Genomic DNA, 12,716 nt, shown 5'->3' on the forward strand with positions numbered 1-12,716 from the left:
CAACATGAGCTTATCGCTCTTTCTATAAACCAACTTCGGTTGGTCTTTAATGGAGAGTTTGATCCTGGCTCAGGACGAACGCTGGCGGCGTGCCTAATACATGCAAGTCGAGCGGGGTTATGTAGAAGCTTGCTTCTACATAACCTAGCGGCGGACGGGTGAGTAACACGTAGGCAACCTGCCCACAAGACAGGGATAACTACCGGAAACGGTAGCTAATACCCGATACATCCTTTTCCTGCATGGGAGAAGGAGGAAAGACGGAGCAATCTGTCACTTGTGGATGGGCCTGCGGCGCATTAGCTAGTTGGTGGGGTAAAGGCCTACCAAGGCGACGATGCGTAGCCGACCTGAGAGGGTGATCGGCCACACTGGGACTGAGACACGGCCCAGACTCCTACGGGAGGCAGCAGTAGGGAATCTTCCGCAATGGGCGAAAGCCTGACGGAGCAACGCCGCGTGAGTGATGAAGGTTTTCGGATCGTAAAGCTCTGTTGCCAGGGAAGAACGTCTTGTAGAGTAACTGCTACAAGAGTGACGGTACCTGAGAAGAAAGCCCCGGCTAACTACGTGCCAGCAGCCGCGGTAATACGTAGGGGGCAAGCGTTGTCCGGAATTATTGGGCGTAAAGCGCGCGCAGGCGGCTCTTTAAGTCTGGTGTTTAATCCCGAGGCTCAACTTCGGGTCGCACTGGAAACTGGGGAGCTTGAGTGCAGAAGAGGAGAGTGGAATTCCACGTGTAGCGGTGAAATGCGTAGAGATGTGGAGGAACACCAGTGGCGAAGGCGACTCTCTGGGCTGTAACTGACGCTGAGGCGCGAAAGCGTGGGGAGCAAACAGGATTAGATACCCTGGTAGTCCACGCCGTAAACGATGAATGCTAGGTGTTAGGGGTTTCGATACCCTTGGTGCCGAAGTTAACACATTAAGCATTCCGCCTGGGGAGTACGGTCGCAAGACTGAAACTCAAAGGAATTGACGGGGACCCGCACAAGCAGTGGAGTATGTGGTTTAATTCGAAGCAACGCGAAGAACCTTACCAGGTCTTGACATCCCTCTGACCGGTCTAGAGATAGACCTTTCCTTCGGGACAGAGGAGACAGGTGGTGCATGGTTGTCGTCAGCTCGTGTCGTGAGATGTTGGGTTAAGTCCCGCAACGAGCGCAACCCTTATGCTTAGTTGCCAGCAGGTCAAGCTGGGCACTCTAAGCAGACTGCCGGTGACAAACCGGAGGAAGGTGGGGATGACGTCAAATCATCATGCCCCTTATGACCTGGGCTACACACGTACTACAATGGCCGGTACAACGGGAAGCGAAATCGCGAGGTGGAGCCAATCCTAGAAAAGCCGGTCTCAGTTCGGATTGTAGGCTGCAACTCGCCTACATGAAGTCGGAATTGCTAGTAATCGCGGATCAGCATGCCGCGGTGAATACGTTCCCGGGTCTTGTACACACCGCCCGTCACACCACGAGAGTTTACAACACCCGAAGTCGGTGGGGTAACCCGCAAGGGAGCCAGCCGCCGAAGGTGGGGTAGATGATTGGGGTGAAGTCGTAACAAGGTAGCCGTATCGGAAGGTGCGGCTGGATCACCTCCTTTCTATGGAGAATCGTTTCCTGCAATGGAAACATTCAAATATGAAGCGTATGCTTCAAAAACTACTCACTCGTTGCTCAGTTTTGAGAGCTCAAACTCTCAAAAAGGCTGGTTGTTTACAGCTTTGCACCTTGAAAACTGGATACCGAAACAAAATTGCGTTTTAGAATATTCCTTTAAGCTGATCTTGTGTAAACAAGTGAAATAAAGGTAGCGGGTAAGGAAAGATCTTTTGCCTTTGGCAAAAATCATTCTTTATCGAACATCGACATTTTCTTTCTTTAAAAGAAAAGTCTAGGTTAAGCTACAAAGAGCACACGGAGGATGCCTAGGCGCCAGGAGCCGACGAAGGACGTGGCGAACAACGATAAAGCCTCGGGGAGCTGTAAGCAAGCTTTGATCCGGGGATGTCCGAATGGGGAAACCCGGCTGTCTTCATCGACAGTCACTTTCTGCTGAATACATAGGCAGAATAGAGGCAGACCAGGGGAACTGAAACATCTAAGTACCCTGAGGAAGAGAAAACAATAGTGATTCCGTCAGTAGCGGCGAGCGAACGCGGATTAGCCCAAACCAAGGAGCTTGCTCCTTGGGGTTGTGGGACGTCTCACATGGAGTTACAAAGGAACCGGTTAGATGAAGAGGTCTGGAAAGGCCCGCCAGAGAAGGTAAAAGCCCTGTAATTCAAAACTTGTTCCCTCCGAGACGGATCCCGAGTAGTGCGGGGCACGTGAAACCCCGTATGAATCCGGCAGGACCATCTGCCAAGGCTAAATACTCCCTGGCGACCGATAGTGAAGCAGTACCGTGAGGGAAAGGTGAAAAGCACCCCGGAAGGGGAGTGAAATAGATCCTGAAACCGTGTGCTTACAAGAAGTCAGAGCCCGATCTATGGGTGATGGCGTGCCTTTTGTAGAATGAACCGGCGAGTTACGTTCCCGTGCAAGGTTAAGGTGAAGAGCTGAAGCCGCAGCGAAAGCGAGTCTGAATAGGGCGAATGAGTACGTGGACGTAGACCCGAAACCGGGTGATCTACCCCTGTCCAGGGTGAAGGTGCGGTAACACGCACTGGAGGCCCGAACCCACGCATGTTGAAAAATGCGGGGATGAGGTGGGGGTAGCGGAGAAATTCCAATCGAACCCGGAGATAGCTGGTTCTCCCCGAAATAGCTTTAGGGCTAGCCTCGGAAAAAAGAATCGTGGAGGTAGAGCACTGATTGGGTGCGGGGCCCGCAAGGGTTACCAAGCTCAGTCAAACTCCGAATGCCATAGATTTAGTTCCGGGAGTCAGACAGTGAGTGCTAAGATCCATTGTCGAAAGGGAAACAGCCCAGACCATCAGCTAAGGTCCCCAAGTGTGTGTTAAGTGGGAAAGGATGTGGAGTTGCACAGACAACCAGGATGTTGGCTTAGAAGCAGCCACCATTGAAAGAGTGCGTAATAGCTCACTGGTCGAGTGACTCTGCGCCGAAAATGTAACGGGGCTAAACACACCACCGAAGCTATGGCTTGATGCTTGCATCAGGGGTAGGGGAGCGTTGAATGCGGGTTGAAGGTGTACCGTAAGGAGCGCTGGACTGCATTCAAGTGAGAATGCCGGTATGAGTAACGAAAAGATCTGTGAGAATCAGATCCGCCGAAAGCCTAAGGGTTCCTGAGGAAGGTTCGTCCGCTCAGGGTAAGTCGGGACCTAAGGCGAGGCCGATAGGCGTAGTCGAAGGACAACAGGTCGAAATTCCTGTACCACCGTAATCCGTTATGAGCAATGGGGTGACGCAGTAGGGTAGTGACGCGGACTGATGGATGTCCGTCTAAGCAGTGAGGCTGATGTGTAGGCAAATCCGCACATCGTTAAGGCTGGGCTGTGATGGGGAGCGAAAATTGTAGTAGCGAAGGTCATGATCTCAGACTGCCAAGAAAAGCCTCTAGCCAGGAGAAGGTGCCCGTACCGCAAACCGACACAGGTAGGCGAGAAGAGAATTCTAAGGCGCGCGGAAGAACTCTCGTTAAGGAACTCGGCAAAATGACCCCGTAACTTCGGGAGAAGGGGTGCCTCGGTAGGGTGAATAGCCCGAGGGGGCCGCAGTGAAAAGGCCCAAGCGACTGTTTAGCAAAAACACAGGTCTGTGCGAAGCCGCAAGGCGAAGTATACGGGCTGACGCCTGCCCGGTGCTGGAAGGTTAAGGGGAGTGGTAAGCCCTTCGGGGCGAAGCTATGAACCGAAGCCCCAGTAAACGGCGGCCGTAACTATAACGGTCCTAAGGTAGCGAAATTCCTTGTCAGGTAAATTCTGACCCGCACGAATGGCGTAACGACTTGGGCGCTGTCTCAACGAGAGATCCGGTGAAATTTTAATACCTGTGAAGATGCAGGTTACCCGCGACAAGACGGAAAGACCCCATGGAGCTTTACTGCAGCTTGATATTGAATTTGGGTACGATCTGTACAGGATAGGTGGGAGCCGTAGAATCTTGAGCGCCAGCTTGAGAGGAGGCATCCTTGGGATACCACCCTGATCGTATCTAGGTTCTAACTTGGTACCGTGACCCGGTGCGAGGACAGTGTCAGGTGGGCAGTTTGACTGGGGCGGTCGCCTCCTAAAGAGTAACGGAGGCGCCCCAAGGTTCCCTCAGAATGGTTGGAAATCATTCGAAGAGTGCAAAGGCAGAAGGGAGCTTGACTGCGAGACCTACAAGTCGAGCAGGGACGAAAGTCGGGCTTAGTGATCCGGTGGTACCGCATGGAAGGGCCATCGCTCAACGGATAAAAGCTACCCTGGGGATAACAGGCTTATCTCCCCCAAGAGTCCACATCGACGGGGAGGTTTGGCACCTCGATGTCGGCTCATCGCATCCTGGGGCTGAAGTAGGTCCCAAGGGTTGGGCTGTTCGCCCATTAAAGCGGTACGCGAGCTGGGTTCAGAACGTCGTGAGACAGTTCGGTCCCTATCTGTCGTGGGCGTAGGAAATTTGAGAGGAGCTGTCCTTAGTACGAGAGGACCGGGATGGACGTACCGCTGGTGTACCAGTTGTTCCGCCAGGAGCACCGCTGGGTAGCTATGTACGGAAGGGATAAGCGCTGAAAGCATCTAAGCGTGAAGCCCCCCTCAAGATGAGATTTCCCAGTATGTAAGACCCCTTGAAGACGACGAGGTAGATAGGTTGGGGGTGGAAGTGCAGTAATGCATGGAGCTGACCAATACTAATCGGTCGAGGGCTTATCCTAAGAATAAAACGCAAATGAGTTTCGGATCCAGTTTTCAGGGTGTAACCTTGAAGGTATGTAGAAATACATACAACAAGCGCATGGCTATTCATTCACACGATAAGTGATGAACTGAATAACCGTACGGTAGAATTTACGATGTAAATTCATGTTTGGTGGCGATAGCGGAGGGGTTCCACACGTACCCATCCCGAACACGACCGTTAAGCCCTCCAGCGCCGATGGTACTTGGACCGCAGGGTCCTGGGAGAGTAGGACGTCGCCAAGCAGAGCTTTATGATTAATATTCCCTGATAGCTCAGTTGGTAGAGCACTCGACTGTTAATCGAGTTGTCACAGGTTCGAGTCCTGTTCGGGGAGCCATATGGAGAGGTGTCCGAGTTGGCCGAAGGAGCACGATTGGAAATCGTGTAGGCGCCAAAAGCGTCTCGAGGGTTCGAATCCCTCTCTCTCCGCCATAATTATTTTATTGTATGGCCCGTTGGTCAAGGGGTTAAGACACCTCCCTTTCACGGAGGTAACAGGGGTTCGAATCCCCTACGGGTCATAAGTAGTATGGAGGCTTAGCTCAGCTGGGAGAGCATCTGCCTTACAAGCAGAGGGTCGGGGGTTCGAGCCCCTCAGCCTCCACCATTTATTTAAAAAGCAGTACCTAATATTATCGCGGGGTGGAGCAGTTCGGTAGCTCGTCGGGCTCATAACCCGAAGGTCGCAGGTTCAAATCCTGCCCCCGCAACCAATTAACTTTTGAATGTAAACTGCTATGGAACTGTGGTGTAGAGGCCTAACATGCCTGCCTGTCACGCAGGAGATCGCGGGTTCGAATCCCGTCAGTTCCGCCATTTTTACAAAGTTATATTACCCTGTTGGGAGCCATTAGCTCAGTTGGTAGAGCACCTGACTTTTAATCAGGGTGTCGAAGGTTCGAGTCCTTCATGGCTCACCATTCATGAACTTATATGTCATGGATATAATGATATTGCGGACGTGGCTCAGCGGTAGAGCATCGCCTTGCCAAGGCGAGGGTCGCGGGTTCGATTCCCGTCGTCCGCTCCATATTTGCGCCCTTAGCTCAGCTGGATAGAGCGTTTGACTACGAATCAAAAGGCCGGGAGTTCGAATCTCTCAGGGCGCGCCATTAACTTCATAAGCCGGTGTGGCGGAATTGGCAGACGCGCGCGACTCAAAATCGTGAGGGAAACCGTGGAGGTTCGAGTCCTCTCACCGGCATCTATTTCGGGATGTAGCTCAGCTTGGTAGAGCACCTGGTTTGGGACCAGGGGGTCGCATGTTCAAATCGTGTCATCCCGATTCAAAAGGAAAGTCGTTGGAAGCAGCGGCTTTTTTTTATATTCATATCTTTTTGTATAAATCAGTAATCCTCAGGTCACACTAACACAAAAAGTGGGACGGAAGGGATTACTGTGAAGCGATTAAGTTGGAAAAAACAGATGAAACGGCGCTGGAAACAGTGGAGAAGAACAGTGTGGGCTTGTAGCATTTTTGGTGCGGCTTGTTTGCTGGCAGGGTTGGGTATTCTGTTTTCGAATTATTTGCAGGCTATGTTGTCACAGCCACTCGCTACTACCGTCATGGCAGAGGAGAGCATGGAGGAGGCTCCACATCTGAGTCCAACTGAAGATCACTCCTCACAGATGCAACTATTGCAAAGTATTCGTGCTTCCGGTATAAGCAGGAAGACCCGTCTGTTAACCACCTACGTGTGTGGTACGGAAACACTTTCCTTGGGAACGCTAAGTTCACAGCAGCTAGAGACCTTACTGAAGCAACATCCCGATTGGAAGGGACGACTTAATACCAAAGGAGAGGTGTGGCTGGAGCGCAGGGTGGAAGACTTGTCAGAGTCATGCAAAGAGCATGGATACATGGGGTTAAGCACTGACGGGCAGCTTACATTGTATGAAGGGCTACCTAAAAAGGAAAAAGTTATCCGCACTTTTTTTCAATTGGATGTGGGTTCCATGGAGACGGCCTTACCAGAAGGGGTATATAAACAACTTCAGCAGGGAATACGTGTACAGGATATAAATGAGTATAACAGTGTAATCTCCACTTTTAGTGACTTTGCCCTGGAGCGAACACAAAGGGTATTAAAGCAGCACTATTGATTACAACTACGAGACGTTAGGCATTGCCCATGTGGTGAGGCTTGAAGCGTCTCTTTTTATGTTTTTACTCACGTTTAAATTTTTTCCTCTATTAGATACAAAGTTTTGTTATAATGAAAAGAACGACACATATGTTCGCTTTATATGGTATTTGACCATGATTATATTCAGGATAACGCTGGCTTTTGGTTGGGTACGCCATGTTTGAGCGATAGGGGAGAGATTTTTTTGCGTTTTTTAGGAATTGATCCGGGTATTGCCATTGTGGGCTTCGGGTTTGTAGACAAGATTGGCAGTAAAGTAGTTCCTGTGCAGTATGGCTGTATCCAGACGGAGGCTCATACACCGGAAGAAGAAAGGCTGCTTCATGTGTACGAAGGCATGTTGCAATTAATAGATAAATATAAGCCTGATGCGGTAGCACTGGAAAAGCTCTTTTTTAATCGCAACGTTACAACCGCTATGTCTGTAAGTCAGGCACGTGGGGTGCTGGTATTAGCTGCAAAACAACGTAATTTGCCTATAGGTGAATACACGCCGATGCAGGTAAAGCAGGCTATTGTAGGGTATGGTAAGGCTGAGAAGAAGCAGGTACAAGAAATGGTTAGAATGTTCCTAAAGCTTCAAGTTGTGCCCAAACCGGACGATGTAGCGGATGCTTTGGCGGTGGCTATTTGTCATGCGCACTCCTATGGACTAAATTCAAAATTAAATGAGGTATTGCGAAAATGATAGATTTCTTGCGTGGTTCTGTGGCCCATTTGGAAAATGAATATGTCGTTTTAGATGTGCAGGGTGTAGGGTACCGGGTATTTTGTCCGAATCCTTACGCGTTCGCCAAAACTGAAGGTCCAGTGGTTATTTACATTCATCATCATGTAAGGGAAGATGCTATTTTACTGTTCGGTTTTGCGACCCGTGAGGAGCAGCAGCTTTTCCGGAAACTGATTGATGTATCTGGTATTGGACCGCGTGTTGCGCTTGGTATTTTAGGAGGCGGTACGCCTGCTCATGTGGTAACGGCGATTTATCAGGAGAATATCACATTTCTCACCAAGTTACCGGGGATCGGTAAAAAGACGGCACAACGTATGATTCTGGATTTGAAAGACAAGCTGGACGGTATTGGCTCGTTGGGGATGGCAACCGGATTGTTTGCTGAGCCTGTTGTAGAAGAAGGCGAAGGTTCATATTGGGGCGAGGCCCGTGAGGCGCTCAAGGCGCTGGGTTACACTGATGCTGAGTTGGATAAGGTATGGAGCAGAATGAAAAAAGATGCGAAACCTGATGAATCTGCCGATATTTTGATGAAGCGGGCTTTGCAACTGTTGTTTGCCGGATAGGACGATGATGTCCGTTAACAAATGTCTGGTGAAAAGAGGAGCGATGGAATATGGATGACCGGATTATTTCCGCCAATTTGATGATGGAAGACCAGACGGCGGAGCTGAGCCTTCGCCCCCGTTATCTAAATGAATATATCGGGCAAAATCAGGTTAAGGAAAATCTGAAAGTATATATTGAAGCGGCCAAAATGCGTAAAGAAGCGTTGGACCATGTACTGTTGTACGGACCGCCTGGGTTGGGTAAAACAACTCTTGCTAATATTATCGCTAATGAGCTGGGGGTTAATCTGCGTACGACTTCAGGTCCTGCAATTGAAAGGCCGGGAGATTTGGCAGCATTGCTGACCAATCTTCAAGAGGGTGATGTTTTGTTCATTGATGAGATTCATCGCCTTCATCGTACGGTGGAAGAAGTCATGTATCCGGCGATGGAGGATTTTGCGCTGGACATTATGATTGGTAAAGGCCCGAGTGCACGTTCGGTCCGTCTGGATTTGCCACCCTTTACCCTTATAGGGGCCACTACGCGCGCTGGGCTGCTCTCTGCGCCATTGCGTGACCGGTTTGGTGTTATTAGTCGATTAGAGTTTTATACGACAGACGAGCTGGCTTACATCGTGTCCAGGAATGCGGATATTATGGAGATTGAGATTGTTGGGGATGCGGCGGAGGAAATCGCATTGCGTTCACGGGGGACCCCGCGTATTGCTAACCGACTGTTAAAAAGGGTGCGTGATTTTGCCCAGGTTGCCGGAGACGGTATTATTCATTCTGAGTTGGCTGCAGAGGCGCTAAAGAGACTTCAAATAGATCCACTCGGACTGGATGAAATTGATCATAAAATGCTTAAGGCCATGATTCATTCATTCCGGGGCGGGCCTGTAGGATTGGACACCATTGCTGCAACCATTGGTGAGGAGAGCCAGACAATTGAGGATGTGTACGAGCCCTATTTGTTACAAATTGGCCTTTTACAAAGAACACCTCGGGGACGAACAGTGACTCCGGCGGCATATGGCCACCTTGGAATCCCAATGCCAACGGATCCACGGTGATTAGGAAACATGATGCACTTTTCAAAAAATCATTGCATGATTACACGCAAGTATGGTGAATACGATATCGGCTGACGGATGATTGAGGGAAGTGAGAGTGTAAGTAAGATTCGAGCGGGTTCATATTTTGGTTTATTCCGCCGATGTATTTAAAGGGATAGACAAGGGTCGAGATCCCGATAAATTACGCAATATAAGTGCTAGACAGCTAGATTGGGGGAGCCAGAAATGAGTGGAGAAGCATTTAACCGAAAAAGTAATTTCGGTGCATGGATGGGCCGGGCCAAACGAGCAGCAGCGATTATGGTATTAGCCACAGTGTGCATACCTTGGTCTTCGGGCGTTCACGCTGCTGCCGCCCAAGAGGATATTCGTGTAGTGATTTTTGCGGATCTAGGTAGCAAATATAAAGCGACAGTCCCCGCTGTAACCTTGAAATCATCAGGAGGTCTGAGTGTTGGACAGAACAGTGGGGGCAGTTTTCAAACTTGGATGGGACTGCCAGACAGTACGGCTCGTTTTAGTGTAGACAGCTATCGGGTGAAGGTACTTGAAGGAAATGAAGCAGCGGCGATAAAAGCGGCTCAAGCCCTGCAAAAGACTAATGATAAACCTACGGTTTTTATCGGTTCAAAAAACGGTAGCTCTGTCTATCAAGTGTACGCGGGAATATATGCTAGTGAACAGTCTGCGCAGGCTGCTGTACAGCGGATTTCCTCCGCAACCGGAGCGCAGGCCGAGGTTAAGGGAAACAAGCATTGGTCCACAGGTAGCTACGGAAGCGAGCAGGAAGCTAATCTCGTTCGAACGACAATTGCTGCGGCAGGCTTTGATGCTTTTACTGTAATTCAATCAAGAGGCCAGTATGCTGTATGGGTTGGAGAAGAAAGTAATGACAGCAAGCTGTCGGCTTTGAAAACAGAGCTGGAGAGCAAGCAGCCGAGACTCACGTTGTCTAAAGTTAATACTACTCAAACCGGCCTCATTATAAGACAGGAAGCAGGAGTCACGACTGGCTCGCAGGTGATGTCTCATTACATGCTAAGTGGTTCTGATAATAGCAAGGTAATTGTCAACGGCGGTAATGATGGAATACAAGTGATGGAAAGATCACAGCGTACATATCGCGGCGAGATGGAGATTGGCATGACGTCAGGCCAGCTGGCGCTTGTGAATGAAGTTCCTTTGGAGCAGTATTTGTATTCCGTGGTAGGAGCAGAGGTCTATTCCTCATGGCCAGATGAAGCGCTCAAGGCTCAAGCGGTAGCGGCTCGCAGCTACGCGCTTGCCCAAGGCAATCGGTTTCAGATCGGCAATGTAGTAGATGGCACGTTAAGCCAGGCTTACAACGGTAAGAGCTCGGAACATGCAAATGTCAATGAGGCTGTAGATGCAACAGCTGGTGAAGTCATTAAAAGTGGCGGCAAAGTGATCGAAGCTGTATTTTCATCTAATGCGGGCGGTGTGACAGCAGATGCTTCCGAGGTGTGGAACAGTGGTGGCGAAGCCTTTGCCAGCGTAGACAGCTCGGGAGATACTTCGGCGCAAAAAGGAGCACAGGAGTGGTATCATGTACTTCTCTCCAGTGGCAAGACAGGGTATATTCGTGAGGATAATGCTAAGGAACTGGAGGGTGTCACAGAAGCGGGGTTAGACAAAATCACCGTCACTGCGGAAAATACAAATGTGCGTCCTATTCCCCAAATTCAATCGACGGTTACACCAATAGCTAAGGCGCAGCCGGGCGAAGAGATAATTGTATTAGAAAAGGTGCCTCAGTCCGGAGACTATGCATGGGTGCGGGGGCCCTTTACGTCAGCTCAGCTTGCTAGATCCCTGCAAGGGAAAGTAACGGGCACAGTGCCTTCCTCTATTAATCACCTCGATGTCACCAAACGTGGTCCATCAGGGCGAGTGTTGGAGGTTGAAGCGAACGGATCCCCTTTGAAAGTGAAATATCCGGATATGTTTCGCTCAGCAATGGGCGGACTCCCGAGCACACTGTTTGATATTGCGAGTACCGGAAGTTATACTGTATTAGGCGCTGATGGGGCTACTTCTCATGTAAGTGGTACACAAGGCACTCAAATCCTGTCCGCATCTGGCAGCAGTACTTCAAATGGTAACGGGGTGATCGTCATGAATGAAGATCGTCATGCACGAGTCATTGACAAAACACAAAGCTTTATTTTTACAGGTAAAGGGAATGGTCATGGTTTGGGCTTATCCCAATGGGGTGCCAACGGTTTGGCCGAGCAGGGGTATGATTACAAGAAAATTTTGCAACACTATTACAAAAATGTGGATATAGTTAAGGACTGACCAATATATGAATGTAAACGACTACGATTTTGAACTGCCTGAAACATTAATTGCACAGACACCTTTGCTTGATCGGAGCGCTTCCAGATTACTGACGTTAAACAAAAATAACGGTGAAGTGGGTCATCATACGTTTTCGGATATTGTGCAGTATCTCCACCCAGGGGATACGCTGGTATTAAACGATACGAGAGTGATTCCTGCACGCTTGTTTGGCATCAAGGAAGACACGGGAGCTAAGGCTGAGGTTTTGTTGCTTAAGCAACTGCAAGGGGACCGATGGGAAGCATTGGTGAAACCCGGTAAAAAGCTAAAAAAGGGTGCTGTTATTGTTTTCGGTGATGAGCTGAAAGCAGTAATTGAGGAAGAAGGAGATATGGGCGGAAGGGTGCTTTCATTTTCATATGACGGTATTTTTCAGGAGATCTTGGACCGTCTGGGGCAGATGCCGCTTCCGCCGTATATCAAGGAACAACTGGATGACCGCGAGCGTTATCAGACCGTTTATGCTCGACATGAAGGTTCGGCTGCGGCTCCAACGGCAGGGCTGCATTTTACAGAAGAATTGCTGGACCAGATTAAAAAGAAGGGCGTTACCGTTGCCTTTATCACACTTCATGTTGGCTTAGGGACGTTCAGACCGATGTCTGTGGATACGATTGAAGAGCATGTCATGCACGAAGAGTATTATTCATTATCACAGGAAACGGCAGATGTACTTAATGCAACCAAGGCGCGCGGTGGGAGAATCGTGGCAGTGGGAACAACCAGTTGTCGAACGCTGGAGACGGTGGGCAATACATTCGCAGATGGAGTGCTGCAGGCCAGCAGTGGCTGGACACAGATTTTTATTTATCCAGGCTACGAATTCCGTGTGGTGGATGCGATGATTACGAATTTCCATTTGCCTAAATCCACCTTGGTTATGCTGGTCAGCGCACTGGCGGGCAGGGAGAATATTATGCATGCTTACCAGGAGGCGATTGACCGACAATATCGGTTCTTCAGCTTCGGGGACGCAATGTTCATTTATTAATTAA

Annotated in this window: 6 protein-coding genes, 11 tRNA genes and 3 rRNA genes; all 20 read left to right on the top strand. The window is 49.7% G+C overall.

All coding sequences use genetic code 11. The features are described from left to right. Positions 1 to 46: 46 nt before the first annotated feature. The 20 genes from MHB46_RS21055 (at position 47) to queA (ending at position 12,712) form a co-directional block, all read left to right on the top strand. Positions 47 to 1,602 (top strand): 16S ribosomal RNA (locus tag MHB46_RS21055). 294 nt (positions 1,603 to 1,896) lie between these two features. Next, positions 1,897 to 4,824: ribosomal RNA gene (locus MHB46_RS21060) — 23S ribosomal RNA — on the top strand. A 151-nt stretch (positions 4,825 to 4,975) separates the two neighbouring features. Then, a 5S ribosomal RNA gene (gene rrf, locus MHB46_RS21065) occupies positions 4,976 to 5,092 on the top strand. Together the 16S, 23S and 5S rRNA genes with 11 tRNA genes alongside form the textbook arrangement of a ribosomal RNA operon. 19 nt (positions 5,093 to 5,111) lie before the next feature. Further along, positions 5,112 to 5,187: transfer RNA gene (locus tag MHB46_RS21070), tRNA-Asn, on the top strand. Between the two features lie 3 nt (positions 5,188 to 5,190). Then, positions 5,191 to 5,282, top strand: a tRNA-Ser gene (locus MHB46_RS21075). A gap of 17 nt (positions 5,283 to 5,299) precedes the next feature. After that, positions 5,300 to 5,371 (top strand) — tRNA-Glu (locus MHB46_RS21080). A 10-nt stretch (positions 5,372 to 5,381) separates the two neighbouring features. Next, positions 5,382 to 5,457, top strand: a tRNA-Val gene (locus tag MHB46_RS21085). Positions 5,458 to 5,486: 29 nt separating this feature from the next. Next, positions 5,487 to 5,563: transfer RNA gene (locus tag MHB46_RS21090), tRNA-Met, on the top strand. Positions 5,564 to 5,589: 26 nt separating this feature from the next. Then, positions 5,590 to 5,666 (top strand) — tRNA-Asp (locus tag MHB46_RS21095). A 28-nt stretch (positions 5,667 to 5,694) separates the two neighbouring features. Further along, positions 5,695 to 5,770: transfer RNA gene (locus MHB46_RS21100), tRNA-Lys, on the top strand. Between the two features lie 35 nt (positions 5,771 to 5,805). Beyond that, positions 5,806 to 5,880, top strand: a tRNA-Gly gene (locus tag MHB46_RS21105). A gap of 5 nt (positions 5,881 to 5,885) precedes the next feature. After that, positions 5,886 to 5,962: transfer RNA gene (locus tag MHB46_RS21110), tRNA-Arg, on the top strand. A 12-nt stretch (positions 5,963 to 5,974) separates the two neighbouring features. Beyond that, positions 5,975 to 6,054, top strand: a tRNA-Leu gene (locus tag MHB46_RS21115). A 7-nt stretch (positions 6,055 to 6,061) separates the two neighbouring features. Continuing rightward, positions 6,062 to 6,135, top strand: a tRNA-Pro gene (locus MHB46_RS21120). Between the two features lie 113 nt (positions 6,136 to 6,248). Next, the gene (locus MHB46_RS21125; protein WP_165178740.1) at positions 6,249 to 6,953 is read left to right on the top strand and encodes a BofC C-terminal domain-containing protein; all 705 of its coding nucleotides are present in this window, start codon (positions 6,249 to 6,251) and stop codon (positions 6,951 to 6,953) included. 228 nt (positions 6,954 to 7,181) lie between these two features. Next, positions 7,182 to 7,685, top strand: coding sequence for a crossover junction endodeoxyribonuclease RuvC (ruvC, locus tag MHB46_RS21130; RefSeq protein ID WP_013311580.1), 504 nt, complete (start codon positions 7,182 to 7,184; stop codon positions 7,683 to 7,685). Continuing rightward, a complete protein-coding gene (gene ruvA, locus MHB46_RS21135; RefSeq protein ID WP_061829382.1) occupies positions 7,682 to 8,296 on the top strand; it encodes a Holliday junction branch migration protein RuvA in 615 nt (204 codons plus the stop codon). The genes ruvC and ruvA overlap by 4 nt, the downstream gene beginning before the upstream one ends. A 50-nt stretch (positions 8,297 to 8,346) precedes the next feature. Further along, entirely contained in the window at positions 8,347 to 9,354 is a 1,008-nt protein-coding gene (gene ruvB / locus MHB46_RS21140; RefSeq protein ID WP_023989937.1) for a Holliday junction branch migration DNA helicase RuvB, read from the top strand. A 228-nt stretch (positions 9,355 to 9,582) separates the two neighbouring features. After that, entirely contained in the window at positions 9,583 to 11,676 is a 2,094-nt protein-coding gene (locus tag MHB46_RS21145; RefSeq protein WP_341163303.1) for a SpoIID/LytB domain-containing protein, read from the top strand. A gap of 7 nt (positions 11,677 to 11,683) precedes the next feature. Further along, on the top strand, positions 11,684 to 12,712 hold the full coding sequence (gene queA / locus MHB46_RS21150; protein WP_341163304.1) for a tRNA preQ1(34) S-adenosylmethionine ribosyltransferase-isomerase QueA: 1,029 nt from the start codon (positions 11,684 to 11,686) through the stop codon (positions 12,710 to 12,712). Positions 12,713 to 12,716 lie beyond the last annotated feature (4 nt).

Origin of the sequence: Paenibacillus sp. FSL H7-0703 (assembly GCF_038003485.1) — a bacterium.
GTDB lineage: Bacteria > Bacillota > Bacilli > Paenibacillales > Paenibacillaceae > Paenibacillus > Paenibacillus polymyxa_B.